The sequence below is a fragment of the Nocardia sp. NPDC057440 genome, from assembly GCF_042802915.1.
GTDB lineage: Bacteria > Actinomycetota > Actinomycetes > Mycobacteriales > Mycobacteriaceae > Nocardia.
The window spans coordinates 19,590-42,115 of the sequence record NZ_JBHVDF010000016.1; the positions used below are offsets into that span (position 1 = coordinate 19,590).

At 66.3% G+C, this 22,526-nt stretch carries 15 protein-coding genes and 1 pseudogene; 5 read left to right on the forward strand and 11 right to left on the reverse strand.

The features are described from left to right. Positions 1-5: 5 nt before the first annotated feature. Genes ACFU4Z_RS28135 through ACFU4Z_RS28165 form a run of 7 tightly spaced genes read right to left on the reverse strand, consistent with a single transcriptional unit; the run spans position 6 to position 7,415 of the window. The gene (locus ACFU4Z_RS28135; RefSeq protein ID WP_379068491.1) at positions 6-893 is read right to left on the reverse strand and encodes an AAA family ATPase; all 888 of its coding nucleotides are present in this window, start codon (positions 891-893) and stop codon (positions 6-8) included. Then, complete coding sequence (locus ACFU4Z_RS28140; protein WP_379068494.1) at positions 890-1,483, reverse strand: NTP transferase domain-containing protein; 594 nt, start codon at positions 1,481-1,483, stop codon at positions 890-892. The genes ACFU4Z_RS28135 and ACFU4Z_RS28140 overlap by 4 nt, the downstream gene beginning before the upstream one ends. Further along, positions 1,480-2,373, reverse strand: a complete 894-nt coding sequence (locus tag ACFU4Z_RS28145) for an XdhC family protein (RefSeq protein ID WP_379068855.1) — start codon at positions 2,371-2,373, stop codon at positions 1,480-1,482. Before ACFU4Z_RS28145 ends, ACFU4Z_RS28140 begins: the two co-directional genes overlap by 4 nt. Positions 2,374-2,398: 25 nt before the next feature. After that, positions 2,399-4,789 (reverse strand): aerobic carbon-monoxide dehydrogenase large subunit, encoded by a 2,391-nt coding sequence (locus tag ACFU4Z_RS28150; protein WP_379068497.1) that lies wholly within the window; start codon positions 4,787-4,789, stop codon positions 2,399-2,401. Further along, positions 4,786-5,304, reverse strand: a complete 519-nt coding sequence (locus tag ACFU4Z_RS28155; RefSeq protein WP_379068500.1) for a (2Fe-2S)-binding protein — start codon at positions 5,302-5,304, stop codon at positions 4,786-4,788. Before ACFU4Z_RS28155 ends, ACFU4Z_RS28150 begins: the two co-directional genes overlap by 4 nt. A gap of 2 nt (positions 5,305-5,306) precedes the next feature. Beyond that, a complete protein-coding gene (locus ACFU4Z_RS28160; RefSeq protein WP_379068503.1) occupies positions 5,307-6,197 on the reverse strand; it encodes an FAD binding domain-containing protein in 891 nt (296 codons plus the stop codon). A 57-nt stretch (positions 6,198-6,254) separates the two neighbouring features. Next, positions 6,255-7,415 (reverse strand): XdhC family protein, encoded by a 1,161-nt coding sequence (locus tag ACFU4Z_RS28165; RefSeq protein ID WP_379068858.1) that lies wholly within the window; start codon positions 7,413-7,415, stop codon positions 6,255-6,257. A 64-nt stretch (positions 7,416-7,479) separates the two neighbouring features. Here ACFU4Z_RS28165 and ACFU4Z_RS28170 point away from each other — a divergent pair, with 64 nt between their 5' ends. After that, a complete protein-coding gene (locus ACFU4Z_RS28170; protein ID WP_379068506.1) occupies positions 7,480-8,436 on the forward strand; it encodes a LysR family transcriptional regulator in 957 nt (318 codons plus the stop codon). A 203-nt stretch (positions 8,437-8,639) separates the two neighbouring features. Here the strand turns inward: ACFU4Z_RS28170 and ACFU4Z_RS28175 are convergent, their stop codons facing one another. After that, positions 8,640-9,371 carry a cache domain-containing protein gene (locus ACFU4Z_RS28175; protein ID WP_379068509.1) on the reverse strand — a complete coding sequence of 244 codons (732 nt, stop codon included), beginning with the start codon at positions 9,369-9,371 and terminating at the stop codon, positions 8,640-8,642. Further along, positions 9,368-10,036 (reverse strand): FadR/GntR family transcriptional regulator, encoded by a 669-nt coding sequence (locus ACFU4Z_RS28180; RefSeq protein WP_379068512.1) that lies wholly within the window; start codon positions 10,034-10,036, stop codon positions 9,368-9,370. Before ACFU4Z_RS28180 ends, ACFU4Z_RS28175 begins: the two co-directional genes overlap by 4 nt. Before the next feature lie 668 nt (positions 10,037-10,704). On the opposite strand from ACFU4Z_RS28180, the gene ACFU4Z_RS28185 reads away from it, so the two are divergent. Both ACFU4Z_RS28185 and ACFU4Z_RS28190 read left to right on the forward strand, forming a co-directional pair. After that, complete coding sequence (locus tag ACFU4Z_RS28185; protein ID WP_379068515.1) at positions 10,705-10,971, forward strand: hypothetical protein; 267 nt, start codon at positions 10,705-10,707, stop codon at positions 10,969-10,971. A 491-nt stretch (positions 10,972-11,462) separates the two neighbouring features. After that, positions 11,463-13,415: a glycoside hydrolase family 15 protein gene (locus ACFU4Z_RS28190; protein ID WP_379068518.1), complete on the forward strand. Its 1,953-nt coding sequence runs from the start codon at positions 11,463-11,465 to the stop codon at positions 13,413-13,415. A gap of 645 nt (positions 13,416-14,060) precedes the next feature. Here the strand turns inward: ACFU4Z_RS28190 and ACFU4Z_RS28195 are convergent. Beyond that, positions 14,061-14,717 (reverse strand): annotated as a pseudogene (locus tag ACFU4Z_RS28195) (dienelactone hydrolase family protein); the annotation flags it as partial. 700 nt (positions 14,718-15,417) lie between these two features. On the opposite strand from ACFU4Z_RS28195, the gene ACFU4Z_RS28200 reads away from it, so the two are divergent. Further along, entirely contained in the window at positions 15,418-16,113 is a 696-nt protein-coding gene (locus ACFU4Z_RS28200; RefSeq protein ID WP_379068521.1) for an HNH/ENDO VII family nuclease, read from the forward strand. Next, positions 16,110-16,682: a suppressor of fused domain protein gene (locus ACFU4Z_RS28205; RefSeq protein WP_379068523.1), complete on the forward strand. Its 573-nt coding sequence runs from the start codon at positions 16,110-16,112 to the stop codon at positions 16,680-16,682. Before ACFU4Z_RS28200 ends, ACFU4Z_RS28205 begins: the two co-directional genes overlap by 4 nt. Before the next feature lie 61 nt (positions 16,683-16,743). Here ACFU4Z_RS28205 and ACFU4Z_RS28210 read toward each other — a convergent pair whose 3' ends face one another. Next, a complete protein-coding gene (locus ACFU4Z_RS28210; RefSeq protein WP_379068526.1) occupies positions 16,744-22,434 on the reverse strand; it encodes an amino acid adenylation domain-containing protein in 5,691 nt (1,896 codons plus the stop codon). Between the last annotated feature and the right edge of the window lie 92 nt (positions 22,435-22,526).

The window sequence follows — 22,526 nt, forward strand, 5'->3', positions numbered from 1 at the left end:
CCCTCTCATCCAGTAGCCAGGCCTTGGGTGTACTCGACGAATGCCGCGTGCACGGTGGCGCGGTCGTCGGGTGTCTTCGCCAGTGCGCTGAGCGCAGCGACCGCCTCCGGCGCGGTGAGGTCGGCGACATCGAGCGTCGCCAGCGCGGCGATCCAGTCGATGGTCTCGGTGACGCCGGGCGGCTTGTCGAGATCGAGATCGCGGGCGCGGGCGACGAATCGGGTGGCGTGCTCGATCAGCGCGTCGGTCGCCCCGGGCACGGTGCGTCGCACGATCGCCACCGCGCGGGCCGGCTCCGGGTAGTCGATCCAGTGGTAGAGGCAGCGCCGCCGCAGCGCGTCGTGCAGATCGCGACTGCGGTTCGAGGTCAGCACCGCCAGCGGCGGCTGTTCTGCGACGAAGGTTCCGAGTTCGGGCACGGTCACCGTGGCTTCACCGAGGAATTCGAGCAGCAGCGCTTCGAATTCGTCATCGGCACGGTCGATTTCGTCGATCAACAGCACCGGGGGCGTCGGACCGCGATATCGCACACAGCGCAGGATAGGGCGGTCGACCAGGAATGCCTCGGTGAACAGGTCGGCTTCGGTGAGGTCGGTGCCGCGCGCCTCGGCGAGCCGGATGCTGAGCAACTGACGCTGGTAATTCCAGTCGTACAGCGCTTCGCTCACGGTGAGGCCCTCGTAACACTGCAGGCGGATCAGCGGTGCACCGAGGACGGTGGCCAGGGTCTTCGCCGCGGTAGTCTTGCCCACTCCCGGTTCGCCTTCCAGCAGCAGCGGCCGACCCAACGTGGTGGCCAGGTAGAAGGCGGCGGCGGTCCCGGTATCGAGCAGGTAGTCGTCGGCGTCGAATCGTCGCACCACGTCCTCGACGTCGTCGAACGGCGACATCATGGCGACGTCGCGGCGCGCAGGCGCTCGTAGTCGTCCCAGGTGTCCACGTCCAAAGGCATCGGTGCGTCGACGTCGAGTCGTGACACCGTGATGCGGCCCGACTCGATGATCCCCCACACGGCCTTGTCGCCGTGCAATCGAGCCAACTCGCCGAATACGCTGCGGCTCAGCCAGAACGGATGCCCGATACCGTCGTGGTAGCGACAGACCGTGATAGCGGAGCGCGTCCCCGCGACGATCAGTCGGTCGACGGTCGCCGCCGACAGACCCGGCTGATCACCGAGCATCAGCACGATTCCGGCGGCACGGGGGTCCACCGCTCTCAGAGCTGAACGCAACGACGACGCACAGCCCGAACCGAAGTCGTCGGCTACGGCCACCTCCAGTCCGGCGAGATCGACCTGCTGCCGGACGGCCGCCGCCGCGCCGCCGAGGGTGACGATGATCTGATCGAAAGCGCAGGTGCGCACCGTGTCCAGGGTGGCGCCGAGAACTGTCGTATTCCGGTATGGAAGAAGCTGTTTCGCACGGCCGAGACGTCGCGAGCTTCCCGCGGCGAGTACGACTCCGGTGACGAACCCGATTTTCATCGGCCCGTCCCGGCCGCGGCGAAGGAGGTGCGGCAGCCGGAGCTGCAGAACCAGTGGTCGACATCGTCGACAGTGAGATGCGGCGTGTCCGGCCCGACTGTCACGGTCATGCCGCACACGGGATCGAGCGCCTCGACCGCGACATTCGCCGGGCGGGACGTGACGGCCAAGCCACCTTTGCGGATCGCCTGGATCACTTGCGCGACAATCGAGACGGCGATTTCCGCCGAGGTCTTGGCGCCGATCGGCAAACCCACCGGGGTGCGCACACGTGCTCGCTCGGCGTCGGTCAACTCGAGTTCGTCGAGAATCGACGCACCCCGAATCCTGCTGGCCACCAACCCGATATACCCCACACCGGCGTCGAGTGCGGCGCGGATCAGCTCGGCTTCCGGTCCACCGTGACTGGCGATCACTACCGCCGTCGTGTCCGCCGGCGAATCCAGCGAGTCGGCTCCGGCAATACTGCGCTGCACCCCGAATCCCACCAGTTCGCACACTTCGGCCAGCGCGTCGGCGATGGGTGTCGCGCCACAGATGTGCACCAGCGGCGCCGGGATCTGCGGCTCGAGGAATATCTCCAGCGCTCCGCCGGACAGGCAGGGGTTCACCACCACCGCCGCACCGGGCGCTTCGGGAAACTGCAGATCGCCGTCGGGCAGCACGCGCAGCAGCACACTTTCGTGCGATTGCAGGGCACCCAGCGCCGCCTTGCGGACCGAGTTCTGGGCGCACTGGCCGCCGACGAATCCTTCGATCGTCCCGTCCTGCAACAGGATCGCCTCGTCCCCGGCATGCGCCGAGGTCGGCTGCTGCGCGCGCACGACGGTCGCGTGCACGAAGGGAGTCCGGGTGCGGACCAGTTGCAGTGCACGCTCGGTGAGCTTCATCGGTGATCCCATCGCTCGCACCCACTCAGATGGGCGGTGTGGCCCGCCCCTGCATCGCTTCCCACACCCGCGACGGCGTCAACGGCATGTCGGCGTGCCGAACTCCGAACGGCGCCAACGCATCCACCACCGCATTGACCACCGCCGGCGGCGATCCGACCGTGGCCGATTCGCCGATGCCTTTCGCGCCGATCGGGTGGTGCGGCGAAGGGGTGACCGTGTACCCGGTCTCGAAATGCGGAACCTCGAGCGCCGTCGGGATGAGGTAATCCATCAGGGATCCGCCGAGGCAGTTACCGTCCTCGTCGAAGGCCATGATCTCCATCAGCGCCATGCCGATACCGTCGGTGAGACCGCCGTGCACCTGGCCCTCGATGATCATCGGATTGATCCGGGTGCCGCAGTCGTCGACGGCGAGGAAGCGCCGGACCTTTACCACGGCTGTCCCCGGGTCGATGTCGACGACGCAGAAGTACGCACCATACGGGTAGGTGAGATTCTCCGGGTTGTAACAGATCTGCGCGTCGAGTCCGCCCTCGATGCCCTCGGGCAGGTCACCGGTGCCGTGCGCGCGCATCGCGATCTGCTGGATCGTCACGGCCGCGGACGGATCGCCCTTGACGTGGAACGAGCCCTTCTCCCACTCGAGGTCCGCGACGGAGACCTCGAGCATGCCGGAGGCGATGATCCGCGCCTTGTCGCGCACCTTGCGCGCCACCAGCGCGGCAGCGGCGCCCGAGACCGGTGTCGACCGGGTGCCGTAGGTGCCCAGGCCGAACGGAGTCTGATCGGTGTCGCCGTGCACCACGTCGATGTCGTCCGGTGGTATGCCGAGTTCCTCGGCGACGATCTGGGCGAACGTCGTCTCGTGCCCTTGCCCCTGGGTCTGAACCGAGAGGCGCACAACGGCCTTGCCGGTCGGATGGACACGCAGCTCGCACCCGTCGGCCATCCCGAGTCCGAGGATGTCCATATCCTTGCGCGGACCCGCGCCGACCGCCTCGGTGAAGAAGGACATCCCGATGCCCATCAACTCGCCGCGGGCGCGCTTGTCCTGCTGTTCTTTTCGCAAGGCGTCGTAACCGATCATGTCCATCGCCAGGCGCATGGTCTTCTCGTAGTCGCCCGAGTCGTAGGTCCAGCCCGTCTTGCTGGTGTACGGGAACTGTTCGGGGCGAAGAAGATTCCGCAGCCGTAGTTCGGCCGGATCCATCTTCAGTTCATACGCGAGGCAATCCACCAACCGCTCGACGAAGTACACGGCCTCGGTGATCCGGAACGAGCACGCGTAGGCAACGCCGCCGGGGGCCTTGTTCGTGTAGACCGCGGTCATCTTGCAGTAGGCGGCCTCGATGTCGTAGCTACCGGTGAAGACGCCGAAGAAGCCGGCCGGATACTTCAACGGCGCGGCCTGGCCATTGAAGGCGCCGTGATCGGCGAGCACGGTCGACCGGATGGCGAGGATCTTGCCGTCGGCGTCGGCGGCGATCTCGCCGAGCATGATGTAGTCGCGGGCGAACCCCGTGCTGGTGAGATTTTCGCTGCGATCCTCCATCCACTTCACCGGTTTGCCCAGCAACAGTGACCCGACGATGGCGCAGACGTATCCCGGATAGATGGGCACCTTGTTGCCGAACCCGCCGCCGATATCGGGTGAGATCACCCGGATCTTGTGCTCGGGCAGTCCTGCCACCAACGCGTAGAGCGTGCGGTGGGCATGCGGCGCCTGGCTCGTCGACCACAGAGTGAGTTTCCCCGTCACAGGATCGAGATCCGCGACGGCACCGCAAGTCTCCATCGGGGCGGGATGCACTCGCGGATAGACGATCTCCTGCTCGACGACGACGTCGGCGCGCGCGAACACCGCCTCGGTCGCGGCGGCGTCGCCGGTCTCCCAGTCGAAGCACCGGTTGTCCCGCTTGTCCTCGAGATCATCGCGGATCACCGGCATATCGGGCGCGAGTGCGGTCCGGGCGTTGATCACCGGATCGAGCATCTCGTACTCGACGTTGATGAGCTCCAACGCATCACGCGCGGAGTAGCGATCCTCGGCGACGACGAAGGCCACCTCCTGGCCCTGGAAACGGACCTTGTCCGTCGCCAGCACCGCCTGCACATCGTTGGAGAGCGTCGGCATCCAGGCCAGTCCCTTCGCCGCCAGATCCGCACCTGTGACAACTGCCTTGACCTTCGGATGTGCCTGTGCTGCGGAGACATCGACGCTCACGATCCGCGCGTGCGCAAACGGGGAGCGCAGGATCGCCAAATGCAGCATGCCGGGCAGCGACACGTCGTCGACGTAATTGCCGCGTCCGCGGATGAACCGCGGATCCTCCTTGCGGAGCATCCTGCCGTGACCGCACGGCTTGTGGTCGTTGTCGACGCGGTCTTCGGGCCGGGACTCGACGGCGGTCATGTCGCGCTCCCTACCGGCGCCTGCGTGGCGGCAGGTTCGGGCTCCGCCGCTTCGCCTCGTTGCTTCGCTGCGGCCCACTGGATCGACCGCACGATGGTGGTATATCCGGTACAGCGGCAGATCTGGCCCGAGATCGCCTCTCGGATGGTCTGCTCGTCGGGATTCGGGTTGCGGTCGAGCAGGGCGCGGGCGGTGATCATCATTCCGGGCGTGCAGAATCCGCACTGCAACCCGTGACACTGCATGAAGCCCTCCTGCACCGGATCGAGTTGGCCGTCCACCTCGAGCCCCTCGACGGTGCGCACCGCACGACCGCCGGCCATGACGGCCAACATCGTGCACGACTTCACCGGTTCGCCGTCGACCTCCACCACGCAGGTGCCGCAGTTGCTGGTGTCACAGCCCCAGTGGGTTCCGGTGAGCCGCAACTGGTCTCGCAGGAAATGCACGAGCAGGGTACGTGGCTCGACCTCCGCGGTCACCGGCTCGCCGTTGACGGTCATGGTTACCTGCATGGCTAATTCCCTTCCAGCGCAGGATCATTCAGTACTCGCTCGACTGCGGTACGCAGCACGCGAATGGTCAGTTCGGACGCGAGATGGCGCTTGTACTCCGCGCTGCCGCGCGCATCGGAGGCAGGTGAGCACGCGGCGCTCGCCCGGCGGCCCGCCTCCGAGAAGACCTCCTCGGTGGGCGGCTCACCGAGAAGCGCGTCTACCGAGGAGGCGAGCGCCACTGGATCGGGATTGACCGCCGTGAGACCGATCCGCGCGGCCGCGATCGTCCCGCCCTGCAGTGTCACCGTCGCGCCGGCCGCCGCGATCGCCCAGTCGCCGACCCGGCGCTCCACCTTCGCGTAGGCGCTCGATGTCCGATGCCGCACGGGAATTCGGATCTCGATCAGAAGTTCGTTGTGCGACATGGCGGTTTCGTACGGACCGACCAGGAAGTCGTCCATCGCGATCTCCCGGTCGCCGGACGGTCCGCGCACCAGGCAGTTGGCACCGAGGACCGTGCAGACCGTGGTGAGATCTTCGGCGGGATCGGCCTGGCACAGCGAGCCGCCGATCGTGCCGCGGTTGCGCACGACCGGATCGGCGATCACGCGCTCGGCGTCACGGAAGATCGGGCATACCGCGGCGAGATCGGCGGACTCGAGCACATGCCGATGCCGGACCATCGCACCGATTCGCACCAGGGTCGGATCGGTGACGATGTATCCCAGTTCGGCAGCCAGGTCGTTGATATCGATGAGATATTCCGGATTGGCCAGCCGCAGCTTCATCATCGGCAGCAAGCTGTGCCCGCCCGCGACTATGCGCGCCTCCTCCCCCAGCCGGTCCAGTAGTCCAATGGCGTGATCCACGCCCGTTGCGCGCTCGTATTCGAATGGCCCAGGAACTTGCATGTGATCGACCTCACATCGACGGGAATGAGCCCAGACTCTGCCCCGCCGATGCACTCGTCAAGACCGAGTTAAGGAATCACTTAATTCGCTGGTCGCGCCCGGTGTGTGGTGAATCCGGCCGCCGGTTTGAGCCAGTGAGCCGCCGTGTCCGCCCCAGCGGCGCGCGATGATCTCGGCCGCGATGGACACCGCCGTCTCTTCCGGTGTCCGGCCGCCCAGATCCAGCCCGATCGGACTGGCAAGCCGGGCGAGTTGCTCGTCGGTGAGGCCGGCCTGTCGCAGCCGGGACAGCCGCTCGTCGTGCGTGCGGCGCGACCCCATCGCGCCGACATAGCCGATCTCCGGTGCCCGCAGCGCCACCTCGAGCAGTGGAACGTCGAACTTGGGGTCGTGGGTCAGCACGCAGACGACGGTCCGCGAATCGACCGCGCCTGCCGCGATCTGCGCGGCCAGATAGCGGTGCGGCCAGTCGACGACGACCTCGTCGGCGGTCGGAAACCGGGCGGAGGTGGCGAATACCTGCCGTGCGTCGCACACCGTCACCCGGTACCCGAGGAACGATCCTTGCTGAGCGACGGCAGCGGCGAAATCGATCGCCCCGAACACCAGCATCCGCGGCTGTCGGGCATAGCTGGCGACGAAAACCGCCATGCCCTCACCACGACGCTGCCCATCCGGACCGTAGGACAGCACCTCACTGCGGCCCGCCGCGAGCAGCCCGCCTCCGTCATCGGTCACCGCATCGTCGGCGCGCGCCGACCCCAGCGTGCCGTGCGCACTGCTCGGCCGGATCAGCAGCCGTCGCCCGACCCAGCCTGCGTCGGGATGCTCGATGACGGTCGCGATCGCGACCGGCCGATGGTCGGCAATGTCCGCGGCGACCTCGCCGAGTTCCGGAAACGTCTCCCGCGAGATCGCTTCGACAAAGATGTCGATGATGCCGCCACAGGTGAGACCGACGGCGAACGCGTCGTCGTCGGAGAAGCCGTAGCGCTGCAGCACCGGGCGACCGGTCCGGACGACATCGGTGGCGAGCTCGTAGACCGCGCCCTCGACGCAGCCACCGGAGACCGAACCGCCGACTGTCCCGTCCGGGGCGACGACCATGGCCGCACCGGGCGGTCGCGGTGACGAACGGAAGGTCCGCACGACCGTCGCTACCCCGGCCGTGCCCCCGGCGTTCCAGGTTGTCATCAGATCCGAGAGCACGTCCTGCATGATGTGTCCTCCAGGCACGACGCGACGGTAAACGCTGCGTCCACCTCCAAAGTAGACTCGAATTGTGACGCCCGCCCAGCTTCGGGCCTACTCGACCGTGGTGCGGCTCGGCTCCGTCCATGCGGCGGCCAGAGAGCTGGGGATGTCCGACGCCGGTGTCTCGACGCACATCGCCCAGCTGCGCAAAGAGCTCGACGACCCGCTGTTCACCCGCACGGCGGCGGGTCTGGTTTTCACGCCCGGCGGGCTGCGCCTGGCCGGCCGGGCGATCGAGATTCTCGGACTGCAGCGCCAGACCGCCATCGAGGTGAGCGAGGCGGCGCACGGCCGACGGCTGCTCCACATCGCGGCATCGAGCGCGTTCGCCGAACATGCCGCGCCCGGCCTTATCGACCTGTTCGCGGCGCGGGCGAAGGATCTGTCGGTCGAGCTGAGTGTGCATCCCACCAGCCAGTTCCGCAGCCTGATCGAGACTCGTGCGGTGGACATCGCGCTGGGGCCGGGGCAGGGCGGCGCCGACACGACTCTCACCACCCGGCCGTTCCTGAAGTATCAGATCATTTCGGTCGCGCGCCCCGACAGCCCGCTGGCTGACGTCGCACCGCATCCGGCGCTGCTGCGGGAGCAGCAGTGGATGCTGGGCCCCAGCGCAGGCAGTGTCGACGGGCACATCGCGACGATGCTGCGCGAGTTGGCCATTCCTGAATCACACCAGCGGATCTTCCAGAGCGATGCCGCCGCCCTCGAAGAGGTCCGCCGTGTCGGAGGCATCACCCTGACGATCGGCTTCGCCGTCTCCTCCGACCTCGCGGCCGGTCGGTTGAGCCATATCAAGGGACCCGGACTTCAGGTATCCGATGAGTGGTGCGCGACCACGTTGCCGCCTGACACCCGCCAGCCCGCGGTGTCGGAACTGCTGCGGTTCATCACCACCCCGCGCTGCATTCAGGCGATGATCCGCGGGTCCGGTGTGGGCGTCACACGGTTCCGCCCGAAAGTTCATGTGACGCTGTGGAGTTGAACGCGGCACCGGGGGTGCGCATTGGCTCGTCCCGGGGCCGTGATCACCCGGATCTGCTGCTGGTCCTCGGGTGTGTCGCGAGCCGGGTCGAGTCCGCCGAACATCGACGGCCGGTTCGCCGCGGCGTCGAGCAAGCCGAAGACCTCGACTACCGGATCGCACTGCGTTCCAGCGGCTTTCGCCGGCGCGGCGCGGATCCGGTGTCAATGGGATGCCATGGACCCCAGCGGATGCAACGACCAAGGCATCGCCTCGATCGGGACTGCCAGAGCAGATCTGTCCATCCGGCTCGTCTTGGATCCGGTCGTGAAATCGGGATCGGTCCCCATAATGACGCGGCCTTCGCCGTTGACCAGCACTACCCGCTGACCGGATGCCAGGAATAGCGGGAGCAAGACTTCCTCGATCGCGGCCACCGGCACATCGGCACCGGCGATGCCGAGGAATGTTCCCGATGTGGTCGTGACCGGTATCGAGAATGTGCACACGTACTGATCGCCGCACGCGTAGTCGAGGTGCGGCCCCTGCACCCATCGCCGACCCTGCTCGCGCGGAATCGTGAACCAGTCCATTTGGGTGTAGTCGTAGAAGTACTCATTATCGGGATTCAATTCCAGCATCAGGCGTTGCGCGTCGGGAAGCCACCATTCCAGGTGTCGAGGGCGATCAGCGAGAACGCCGTCGGCCATCACTACGCCTGCGCCGGTGAACAGCTTTCCGCGCCGCTCGAGCTCGCCGGCGATGGTCTCGCGCAACAGTGCCAGGTCAGTCGACTGGGGAGCGGACCGCAGCTTCTCGGTGAGGCCATCCCACAGGGTTGTCAGCGCGGTTCCGATAGTTGCCAGCGACAGGTAGATCTCGTCGGCCAGTTTCGCGACGGAATCAGCGAGCGACTCGACGGTCGCCCGGGCCGGAAAGCTATCGGTGTCGCTCATCGATCACTGAGCTCCAAGCGTAGGGCGACGAGGCGGCGGATGCGTGATTCTGTATGCGATTCTGCCAGTTCTCTCGCCTGGGCATCGTCTTCTCGTTCGATCGCGTCCACCAGCTCACGATGGGCGGCCGCCTCGGCCGCCGGGTCCAGTTTCAGCCGCGGCAGCCAGAGCAAGGCGGACAGCTCGGCCTGCAGACCGACCTCGGCGCGGGTCAGACGGGTGGACTGCGCGCACACCGCCATCTCGATATGAAAGCGGCTATCGGCCCGGCGTGCCGAGACGATTTCGGTGCTGTCCTTCAGCCGGTCGGCCAGGGTGCGGAGCCGGACTACATCGGCCCGCACCCCGCGGCGCGCGGCAAACACAGCAACCGCTCCAGTGACGGCGAAGTGCTCATCTCCCAGATCGCGCAGCTCCTGGATGCTCATCTGTTGCAACCGCGCCAGCGCGGTGTTCGCGAAGACCTCCGCCGAAGCGCTGATGAAGCTGCCGCCCCCGCGTCCGCGCTTGGTGTGGACGATGCCCTGCTGCCGAAGTACGACCAGCGCCTCCCGCAGGGTCATCGTCGATACACCCAACTGGTTGGCGAGATCGGTCTCACTCGGCAACTGCTGGCCGTCGGCCATCACGCCGAGGCTGATCGCAGCAGACAACCGCTGCACCACGGCCTCGGTTTTCGGACCACCGCCCTCGAGCGGTGACAGCACGGCGCTGAGCGCGGTCAATCCGGCCCTCTCCTGGTAGGACAACGCGACTCCTCGGGTGGCGGGTACGTGACACGATTCTAGCTACTAACACTTGAACTATGAACTATAAAGTTAGAGGTAAATCTCACCCTGGCGGTATTCGCAGTCGTCAGGCGACCAGGGCGGTGGCCACAGAGAATGAAGCGCTGCCCTCCCGCCGCAGGCGTGGCGACACGCATGTAGAGGTCACGACGCGGATGTTGTCGCAGCGTTCGACCGCATCGACTCTCGACCGGGACCGCCTGTCCGAGCGTGGGCGGACTTCGCGGCCAGCCGGTCAGGCGCGTGCGGCAGATGGGCGGGACTTAATGCGATTTTTACGGCGAACCCATTGAACTATGAAATCTAATGTCTTATGTTAAGTCCTATGTGAACTGCCCCACCCGGACACCTTGACGCACCGGCGTCACGACCGAAGCAGGAATACCCCATGTCCGAGAACCCGACCTGTCCCAGTGGCCACCCTCGGTGGCGCATCCGTGACGGTGCCGAGCTGCCAGCCGAGATGGTGGCACATCCTCGAGTGCGGCCGGTTGATAGTGGTCGCCACATGCACAAGGTAAGCGTGCAGCGACGGGGTATCGAAGATGGATGATATGCGCCGAACGGAAGTCGACGGACTGCGTGTGACGTGGCGCTTGGTTCAGCATCACCTGATTGCGATTGTCGCCGTGGACAACGCATGCGACGCTTCGCCAATAGCATCCTTCTGCCCCAGCAACTACCCGGATCTCGCCCTGGCGCGAGAACTCCTGCCGGAACTGGCCAGGCTGTGGGATGCGGTCCGCCACGAATTCTGGACGAGACTCTTTCCGCCGATGCCTCTGGCGACCAGCGAGCGGGTATTGGCATAACGTCGCCGAACTGCGGGAAATGCCCTGCCCGCATCGAGCAGTCGGGGTTGATGACGTCGCAATCCATGACCTCGTCGCGCCAGGGGTGAGTGACGCCCGCGCCCGCCAACAACTGGATGCCGCCAACTCGTAGCCCAGGTTCCCCCGGGCCCCATTCCTTTTTCGGCGACGAGTGATCGTTCGCCCCTCTCGGCGGCGCAAAAGTTCGCCGTGCACAACCCTCTGTCATTCAGCGACGGGTCTTGCGCCAGTGGCCGCGAGTTGTATCGGGCCCGCGCAGCCTGTCGTGCTCAGGGTCGACCACGCTCATCACGTCGCGGCGCACACCGGGCTTGCCGATAGGGCCTACAAGGTGGTGGGCTGGTTGGAAACGCCCCACAACTCCAGTCCCGATCCGCTCGCAGTCCGGTCGAGAAAGAAGGCGGTTCACCAGGCAATCGCATGGAACACGCCAGCCACGCATCAGCGCCGAGATGACGATGGAGCACCAGATGGACGACGAGGTTGAACGCACGCCGCAGCCTACAGCGTTCCCGCACATCGACGACTACGGTTTCATCTCCGACTGCGAGGTCACTGCGCTGATCGCCCCCAGCGGAGCTATCGAGTGGATGTGTCTGCCCCGTATGGACTCCCCTAGTGTCTTCGCGGCCATACTCGATCGTTCGGCCGGTTCGTTTCGGTTCGCCCCTGCCGACTTCATGGTGCCCACCGATCGTCGCTACGTCCCTGGCACGATGGTCATGGAGACGACTTGGCGCAGTGGCGAAGGGTGGGCGACGGTTCGCGATGTGCTGCTGGTCGGGCCCTGGCGGCATCAGACACCCGGTCGTAGCGCCCATCGGCGAACCCCCACCGACTACGACGCCGAGCACATTCTGCTGCGGACGGTGCACTGTGAGACCGGACAGATCCAGTTCGTGCTCGACTGCCAGCCGTCCTTCGACTACGGCAGGCATCACGCTCATTGGGAGTACCTCGACAGCTACCACCTCGCGCAGGCCAGCGCGGACGGGATCGATCTGCAGCTGACGCTGAACACCGACATCCGCTTGGGGCTCGAAGGTACGCACGCGCTTGCTCGCACCCTGCTGAAGGCGGGCGACTCACGCTTCTGCGCGCTCTCCTGGGGTAGTCGCGACGCTCCCCGCACCGTGGACGAGGCCGATGAACGGCTGCTGCGGACGATCCACCATTGGCGGCACTGGCTGGCCGGCGGGAGCTTTCCGGACCATCCGTGGACTGCCCAGCTCACCCGCAGCGCGCTGACCCTCAAGGGCCTGACCTTCGCACCCACCGGCGCGATCAGCGCCGCCGCCACCACGTCACTACCCGAAACGCCAGGCGGACAACGCAATTGGGACTACCGCTACTCGTGGATACGCGACTCCGCCTTTGCGCTATGGGGCCTGTACACACTGGGCTTCAGCTGGGAGGCGAACGACTTCTTCTCGTACATCATCAACCTGACCGAAAACGTCCGGGACATGCAGATTGTCTACGGCATCGGTGGCGAAACCGACCTCACCGAGCAGACCCTCACCCACCTGCGCGGCTACGAAAATGCCGGCCCCGTGCGTATCGGCAACGGCGCGTACCAGCAACGCCAGCACGATGTGTGGGGCGCCGCGCTGGACGCGGTCTATCTCTACGCGCGCAACCAAGACCAAATCGACGCCCGCGCCTGGCCGCTGCTGGGCCGGGCGGTCAAAAGCGCCCTCACCTACTGGCGCGAGCCCGACCATGGCATCTGGGAAGTGCGCGGGGAGCCCCAACACTTCACCTCCAGCAAAGTCATGTGCTGGGTCGCCGCCGATCGCGGCGCCCGACTGGCCCGCATCCACCAGGACTTCGAACGCGCGCATCGCTGGCAGCAGGCCGCAAACGAAATCCACGCCGATATATGCACCCATGCGCTCGACTCCCGGCAGGTGTTCACTCAGCACTACGGCAGCACGGCGCTGGATGCTTCGACCCTGCTCATTCCGCTGGTTCGGTTCCTGCCCCCCGACGACCAGCGGGTACGCAACACGGTGTTGGCCATCGCCGACGAACTGACCGAGGACGGCCTCGTATTGCGGTACCGCGTCAGTGAAACCGACGATGGTTGCGCAGGGGAAGAAGGCGCTTTCACGATCTGCTCGTTCTGGCTGGTCTCGGCACTGTCGGAGATCGGCGAAAAGAAGCGAGCCAAACAGCTGTGCGAGAAACTGCTTGCCTACGCCAGCCCCCTGGGCCTCTACGCCGAGGAGATCGACCCCCGAACCGGCCGGCACTGGGGCAACTTTCCCCAGGCGTTCACCCACCTCGCCCTGATCAACGCCGTAATGCACGTCATCCAGGACGAACAAGCCATCCTGCGGCAGGCACTCGGCGGGGAGTCGATCGCCCCGCGACTCGACGATGCATCGTTCACGCCGGGGTACATGCACCGTCAATCCTGACTCTTCGGGATTACCGCGACAGCTCAACCACCGGACGCGAGCACCTGCGGTTCGCCGATGAGTAGTGCCACCGCCGCAGCGGCTTTCGCGATCCAGGCGCAAATGTAGGTGGTTCTACCGCGTAGGGGTGGTTGTGGTGGAAGGCGTCGCGTGCGCGGTGGATCGGGAATGCCGAGCTCAACCTTGACAGAGGGCTTCAGCAGGGTCGCCCACGCGGACCGCATTCTGTTGTATTCGTCGACGCATCCGGCGGCACCACGCGCCTGCCAGATCCGCGAACTGCAGGATCTCGACGGTCCCGCGGCCGGGAACGGCGGGAAAGGCGTCGCAGATACTCACCAAGATTGTCGCGGAAGCGCCGGTTGGCTCAGTGATGCGGACGTACTGGTTGATTCCGGTTGTGCGCCTTCAGCGCTCGGCGGTCGAATATATATGCAACTCGGGATCGAGCTGCTGGATCAGCTCCCGGCCCGTCGAACGCCTTTCTTACGCACACAGTTTCGGAGTCGAATCTCCTCGCAGGCCGACTCGAGTCTTCGACCTCCAGCCAGCAGAACTGTCGCAACCTCTCCTCTTGGAGTGATCCGGGTGCACGGCGCATTCGCCTGTCCCCGCGGACTTCCGCCTACCGTGGAGTGCTGGTGTTCAAGGTCTCGCAACGCTGAGATGGCGGCGGAACCAGTCGAGGGCCAGATCCGCCACCTGCTCGAGTGCGCCGGGCTCCTCGAACAGGTGCGTCGCGTGGGGGACAACGTCGATCTCGCTCGGACACGGCATCCGCAGCCGGGCCTCCTGATTGAGCTCCAGCACGTGCTGGTCGTTCCCGCCGACGATTAGCAGGGTCGGTGTGCGGACCAGCGCCAGCCGCGGACCGGCAAGGTCGGGGCGGCCGCCGCGAGAGACGACGGCCGCGATCTCGATACCGGGTTCGGTGGCCGCCCACAGGGCGGCGCCGGCTCCGGTGCTCGCCCCGAAATATCCGGTGGGTAGGCGGCTCAGGGCCGACCGTGCGCGCAGCCAACGGGTGACGTCGACGAGCCGGTGGGCGAGCATCTCGATATCGAAAACGCGGGCACGATCTCCCTCCTCGTCGGGGGTCAACAGATCGACCAGCATCGTCGCGAGTCCCGCACGATTGAGCACGTCGGCGACCAACCGATTCCTCGGGCTGTGCCGACCGCTACCGCTCCCATGCGCGAAGACGATCAGAGCAGTGGCGTTCTGCGGGACGGCGAGTAGCCCCGTCAGCCGGATGGGCTCCGACGGTACGGTGACCTCGTCGGTCCGCGTCATAGGATCGGATGCAGAGGGCGGCATCGAACACCTCCTGTATCCGGAGTACTCGACCAGTCGGTCATGTGCAAGAGGTATGGCTTTTCCGGTAAGGCCCGAGATTGCAGTCCGCGAGGTCGAGCAACGCATTGAACTGTCGCACCTGTTCTAGCGCTAGACCGAGGTAGGCGCCGGGTCGCGGCTGACGAGGCCTGCGGCAACGAACGTACAGACACCGAGCACTCGCGTGGCAAACGTCCACACTCAGGCGATGGAGGTGTTTGCCGCGAGCATTCCCGCCGCATCGCACCAGAACTGCGGCACAGCGAGCGAACTGAAGCACAGGCACTATCGGCCCTCTCGGGTGGGTGACCAGGCACCACAGAGCCGGAGCGGTATCCACGAGAGCGCAAAAGCGCGCTGGCATGGTCGAACCGGGGCCCCACGTGGCGGAACTCACCACCGCACCGATCAGCCGATCAGGTCGATCGACAGGTCGCATAACAGCTGGAAGATGAACGCGCCGTAGGGACCCCGCAGTTGGTTACTCGCGTCATACCCCGGCGCCGGTCAGCGACGCGGCCGGTCCATCACGTGACGGCGCGGTAGCATCACGAATGAGTATGACTCGTCATCAATTCGAGCCATAACGACAACCGGGTCGCACAACTGCGGTGATGGTTGCAGGGCCCCTGCGGGGCAAGGCATTTGCGGTGAGGAGCTCAGTTCCATGACTGATATTTTGGCCATGGCATGGCGAGAAGCCGCGCAGCGCGTCCATGTAACGCTCAGCGATCGGACTCCCTTTGTGCTCGCGCACATCTACCATACAAACGGCGCGAAGCTGGAGTTCATGGTCTCGAAAGTCGAGCAACTGGACCTCGAAACCGCGAAGCGCATCATGAAGGCGGCGGAGGGTGGAGTGCAGAGTCGCCTCCCGGTGGGCGCAATCGCACGAAATGTGGAGCATATCCGAAGCACGCGTAGCGCCGGCCTTGCCGCCAAAAACCGGATAAAGATCCAACTGCCGCAGACTCGGCAAGCTTTGGACGATCTGAAAGCGCCGCCCGCCACCGTGCGTCCGGATGCCGAATCGCAGGAGGGATCCTCCACCTACAGTCGCCCGACCGGCTACCGCAAAGGTGTGCGGCAAAAGGTGTGGGATATGAACAAGGACACCGACGGTCTCGTTCGTGACAAGCTGACCGGCCAGGTGCTCGACCCCACCAAGCCCTGGCACATGGGACACAAGCCAGGCCTGGAGTTCTGGAAACATCAACGCGATGCCGCGCTGCGCGGGATTACGCGAGAACAGTTTCTCGACGAGCACAACGACGTCCGGCGATATCGACCCGAACTACCGAGTTCTAATCTGAGCCATGAGGGTGAAGACAAAACTGACAACTACCGAGGGGATGTCCTGTGAAAGTCAGTGCGGACAATCGGCGGATCGCGGACAAAGCCAGGGCCGTGTTCGGTGGTGCTCCCCGCGTCGTGCAGTATCTCGACGCGGACGAAAAGTCCGAGATCGCTGTGCTCAGCAGCGTCGATCGGCCAGGGCCCGGGTTGATTTCGTTCTGCACCATCGGACTGTCCGATCGCTCCATTCCCGGCCGGGTCCGGCCGCCGCTCGGAGTCGAGATCGTCGCCGTCAGTCCCCTGCCGGTATTCGCGGCTGTGCTGTCGACAGCGGCCTTCTGCGTCATCAACAGTGGTTGGCTCGTCGAGCCGGGACGGGTCTTTCCCGATGTCGTCGGGGCGCACATATCCGACACCACCGTCCCCCACCTGATGTTCGTCAGCCCTTTTCTCTGGGACGATTCGGACTTCGAGGCCCAGGCGATGACCGGCAAGACCGTGGCGTGGGTGCAAGGTGTCGCGATCAGCGAGGCCGAGATGGAGTACGTCCGGGAGCATGATTCGGATGCTTTGGAGGACTTGTTCGTGTCCGCCCAGCCGGACTTGCTCGATCTCCATCGGCCCTCCGTGGTGTGAGCCACCCAAAAGCCGGGCGGCGCTTGGGTCGAGCTGCGGACCGTTAGCGACGTTCTGCGGATCACCGTCCGCCGGACAGCGCACCTATGGCACGTCGCGCGAAGTCGGACCCGATTCCTTGGGCATGTTCCTCGAGTACTCGACCGATCTCGGAAAGCGCCTCGGGCGTGGTCATCTCGTCGTGCGTGACGTCGAGCGGGTAGGTGGCGACAGTTCCCGCGACGTGCCTGCGCCAACGCCGCGACGCCGCGTTCGGATCCACCTTCACGGCGCCTTCGTGGTCCCGTGCCGCGGCGAAGAAGACCAGATCGCCGTCGTATCGCCGCGGGCGGTGGCAGCCGACCATGCGCACCGACGCGTTGTAGGAGGCAGTCCACCGCTCGAGGTCGGCGCCGGTGACATCGAGCGTGCCCGCCGGACTGTACCGCAGCGCCGAGGCGGCCGCCGCGGCACTCAGTTCGGTCGATTCGACGTGCAGGCCGAGCATCGGACCGAACTGGTGGACGAATTGACCGGGGGTGAGCAGATCCGGTGGCTCGAGGTGTCGCGCCGCCAGATCGGTGTCGAGCAGCACCAGCCGCACATGCTCACCGGCACGTCGCAGCCGTGCCGCGATCTCGTGCGCGACGAAGCCGCCGAACGACCAGCCCAGTAGTTCGTACGGGCCGCGCGGCGCGATCGTGCGGATCTCGTGTACATAGCGGTCGGCGTACTGGCCGATGGTCGCCGGACCGCGGTCGCCGGGTTCGGCTGTCAATGTCGGCGACTGCAGCCCGTAGATCGGGCGGCGCGGGTCGATATACGCGCCGAGCCCGGAATAGCACCAGGCCACACCCGAGGTGGGTGCCACACAGAACAGCGGTGGCAGGTCAAGACTTCCGGTCTTGGCTCGGATCGGCAGCAGCACCTGCAGTGCCGCTCGAAGCGCGGCGGCCGGTTTCTTCGCTCCCGCCCCGCCCTTGTCGATGCATTCGGCCAAGCCGGCGACGGTCGGATCGGCGAACACGGCCGGAGCCGCGACCTCGGTGTGCAAGGCCGCCCCGAGCAGCCGGGCTGTCCGCACCGCGCTGAGCGAATTGCCGCCCAGATCGAAGAAGGAATCGTCGATGCCGATGCCTTCGATGTCGAGCACCTTCTCGAATACGTCGATGATGGTCCGCTCACGGTCGGTACGCGGCGCTCGGTAGGCGTGGCGCGGCCCGGCATGCAGGTCCGGTGCAGGCAGGGCGGCGCGGTCGAGTTTGCCGACCGGTGTGATCGGAATGCTGTCCAGCGGGACGATGACGGCGGGCACCATGTAAGAGGGCAAAACCAGGGCGATCCGGCTGCGTACCTCATCGATATCCAGCGGTATCCCATCGGTGGGCAGCACGTAGGAGACCAGCTCTGTGGCGCCTGCCGGACCTTCTTGCCCAGTGGTGATCGCGAACTCGATATCCGGCAGTCCAGTGAGCGCGCTGTCGATCTCGCCGAGCTCGACGCGCAAGCCTCGAATCTTCACCTGGAAATCGGTGCGGCCCACATATTCCAACGTGCGGGCGTCCGCGCTCCAGCGCACCAGGTCCCCGGTGCGATACATCCGCCCGCCCGCGTCGCCGAACGGATTCGCGACGAACCGCGTGGCAGTCAGGCCGTACCGGTCCAGATAGCCACTCGCCAAGGCGGGACCGGCCAAGCACAGTTCGCCGACGATGCCCACGGGCACCGGGCACAGCCAGGAATCCAGCACCAGCGCCGCCGCGCCGCAGATCGGAGCGCCGATGGTGACCGGCTCGTCCGCAGCCAATTGATCGCTTCCGGTTGCCCAGATCGTGAATTCGCTCGGGCCGTACACATTCACCATGCGCAGGCCCGGCGCCCACTTGGTCACCAGTTCCGGACCGCATGCCTCGCCCCCGACAACGAGCACCCGCAGGTCGGGTAGATTCGCCGGTTCCATGGTGGACAGCACCGATGGGGTGATCGCCATGTGGCTGACGTGTTCCTCACGCAACAGATCTTCCAGTGCCCCACCGGCATACACATCCGGACGCGCCACCACGACGCGCCCACCGGAGCCGTGTGCCATCAGCAGCTCGAACACTGAAGCGTCGAAACTCGGTGAGGCCACATGCAGCACGCTCGCGGAGGGATCGACCAGCAGCGATTCCTGTTGGGCGGCAACAACACCTGCGATGCCACGGTGTCCGATCTGCACCGCCTTCGGCGTGCCGGTGGAACCGGAGGTGTAGATCAGGTAGGCGGCCTGATCCGGGTGTATCACCCCGCCACGCTCGCTGTCGGTGATCGGCGCGGTCGAGCGGGTCACCGAGGCGGCCACCGTGGCGACATCATCGAGTAGCAGCCAATCCACCGAGTTCGGCAGGTTCGCTCGGCGGCCGGTGGTGGTGAGGCCGAGATCGGCCCTGGTATCGGCGACCACGTCGGCTATCCGGTCGGCCGGATAGCCGGGATCGAGCGGGACGAACGCGGCGCCAGTCTTGGTGACGGCCCACACGGACACCACCGATTCGACCGAGCGGACCAGGGCGAGCAGTACCCGGCTGTCCGGACCTGCGCCGCGCTCCAGCAGCAACCGGGCCAGCTGATTCGATCGCACGTCCAGTTCGCGGTAGGTCAGGTCGATGCCATTGCACGACAGCGCGATCGCTTCGGGGGCGCTGGTGACGACCGCGTCGAGGATCGCGGGCAGTGTCCGAGGCTCGGGCGCCGGGGGTCCTGAGACCACCGTCACGGCAGCGGCTGGACCAAGAGCGGCCAGCTTGGTCTCGGTGGCAGTTGCGAGTTGTGCCAGCAGCCCCTCGAAACGGTCGAGCAGCCCGGCTGCTTCAGTGGTATCCATGACGCCCCCGCGATACTTCAACGTCACCCGCAGCGTTTCGGTCCGCTCGCCGTCGGCGTCGCGCCTGCGGCCGGGCACTACTTGCAGGCACAGCGGATAGGGCGTGTTGTCGGTGGCGGTGACATCGAGCACCCGCATACCCGCGATGTCCGGCGTCTCGGCCAGTGCCGCTCGATCGAGCGGGTAGGACTCGAACACGGTTGCGGTGTCGAACAATTCGCGGTGGCCGATGTCATGCTGGATGTCGGCCAAACCGGCGTGATGATGGTCGAGCAGCACGGCCTGCTCGGATTGCATGCGGCGCAACAGTTCCGCGACGGTCAGGCCCGGCTCCAGCCGCACCCGGACCGGAACCGTGTTGATGAACAGGCCGATGGTCGATTCCACGTCGGCAAGCTGCGGTGGGCGACCGGAAACGGTGACGCCGAAGACGACGTCGTCGCGGCCGGTGCGAGCGTGCAGGATCAGCGCCCATGCGGCCTGCACAGCGGTGTTCACGGTGACGTCGAGGGCCCGGGATAGCTCCTGCAACCCCGCCGATGTTCGCACGTCGATCTCGCGCGACAGCTGCCCGGCCGCCGCTGCGGCAGGACCCGCCGCAGCGGCCAGGGTCGGCGCGTCGATCCCCGCAAGGGCGTTGGCCCACGCGTTTCTGGTCACCTCCGCGTCCTGTGCCGCGAGCCAGGCAAGGAAATCCCGGTATGACGGCGCGGCAGGCAGTCCGCGCGCATCGCCGTTGGTCGCGTACAGGGTCAGCAGCTCCCGCACCAGCAGCGGGGTCGACCACCCGTCCAGCAGGATGTGGTGGTTGGTCAACAGCAACCGATAGGTCTGGGCGCCGAGCCGGATCAGGTGCAGTCGCAACAGCGGCGGATGTGCCAGATCGAAGCGAATTGCCTTGTCCTCGGCGATAATTCGCTGGTATTCCGCGTGTGCCGAGACCTCCGGTAGCCACGCAAGGTCAGTGGTGCGCCAGTCGACCTCGGTCGACCCCACGACAAGCTGCCGAGGCCCGTCGTCGGTGGCGACGAACGCCGTCCGAAGACTGTCGTGGCGGGCCAGCAACGCGGCCGCGGCGCGACGTAGCCGATCGCCGTCGACGTTCCCCGCCAGCGACAGCACGGTCTGCACCACGTAGTCGTCGACACCGTTGTCGAACGACGCATGGAAGTGCATTCCGAACTGCAATGGCGAGAGCGGCCACACATCGGTCAACGCCGAGTAGCGCCGCTCCCAGCCGTCGATATCCCGCTGCGTGGTGGCGGCGAGCGAGAAGTCCGACGGGGTGTGTCCGCCCGCCTCGTCCGTTTCGGCATGGCGAGCCAGTGCGCCGAGCGCCTCGACCCAGAGGTGCGCCAGGGCCTCGACCTCGTCCGTGCCGAGGATTTCGGCGGCGAAGGTCCAGGTGGCGGCGATCTCTTCGCCGTCGGACAGCGCATTGACATCGACCACCGCGGGCAGCGGCATCGCATCGTCTTGGGTGACCGCGAACGGTGCACCAGAACCGGACATCGCCTGACGTGGCAGCCACGGCCCCGACAGCCCGCCGGTGGGAACCCGGCCGACATAGTTGAACCCGATCTGCGGTGCAGGCCGCTCGGCCAGCGCGATCGCTGTGTCGGGGTTGAGGTGGCGCAGCAAGCCGTAACCGATGCCGTTGTCCGGCACTGCGCGCAGTTGCTCCTTGATTCGCTTGATCGCCAGACCGGCATGCGAGCCACCCGCGAAGGCGTCGTCGATATCGATCCCGCTGAGATCGAGGCCGACAGGGAACACAGTGGTGAACCAGCCGACGGTGCGTGCGAGATCCGCCCTCGCCGCAGGTGTATCCCGTGGTGCGACAGCGCGACTCGCGGCGGCAGCCTCTGGGTCGGCGCTCGCCCCAGACGCGGAACCGGTACCGCCGCTGCACGCAGCGTTGCGGATGGCGTCCTCCTCGCGGCCGTGGCCTTCCAGCGCCACCAGCGTGCGTGCGGTATCCGCCGCGCCACGTTCGGCCCGCCAGCGCGACACCGCCAGCGCGAGCGCGGTCAACAGCACATCGTTGGCGCCACCATGGAAGCGTTCCACAGCAGTGCCGAGCACGGCCGCCGTGATGTCCGCAGGCACCCGAATGTCGATACGACCCATGGCCGCCGCAGTGTCACGCGCCGGATCCAGCTGCCGCACATCGAGATCGGCGTTCGGCAGATCGAGCATCTCCTGCCAGAACGGCAGTTCGGCGACCCGCGCCCGGTGGACCGCCTCGTCGGCCAGCGCCCACGCCCAGCGGCGCAGCGAGGTGCCGACCGGTTCCAGCGCCGGCGACTGCCCTCCTACCAGCTGCGCCCATGCGTTGGCCAGGTCCGGCACGATGATCCGCCACGACACCACGTCGACCACCAGGTGATGCAGCACCAGCCACAATGAATCGGGCCGAGCCCCATTGCGTTCCAGCCACACGGCCCGCAACATCTCGCCCGCGGACGGATCCAACTCGTCGGCGGCGATCTGCAGCTCATGCTCGGTCCAGTTGCCGTTACCGGCAACAATGTCCTGGCTCGCATGCTCGCTGTTGTCATCACCCGATCGACCCGACATGCCGAGGCCAGAAGCCACTTCTCGACTGACAAGCACTTCGCGAGCGGCAACCCCATCCGGTGCGGCGGCGTCATGCCCGTGGTCGGACTCGGCGCGCTCGATGACGGCGTCGATGCGGCTTCGCCGCAACACGGATTCGGCGCGCACCGCGCCGACCGGCTGAGTGACCAGCGTCCAGGTTTCGCCGGTCCGGTCGAGCCGGGACCGGAGCATGTCGTGATGATCGATGACCGTTTGCAGGGTGGCGGTCAGGGTGGCGTGGTCGATACCCGGTGGGAGTTCGACGAGCACGGCCTGGGCGAAACGGTCGAAGTTGCCGTGCGCCAGCACCTCGTGGGGGGGGGGGGGGCGGCGGGGTTTAACACAACCGCCCCCCCCCCCCCCCCCCAACCGAGGCGGGGGCCGCGGCGCCCCCCGCGGGG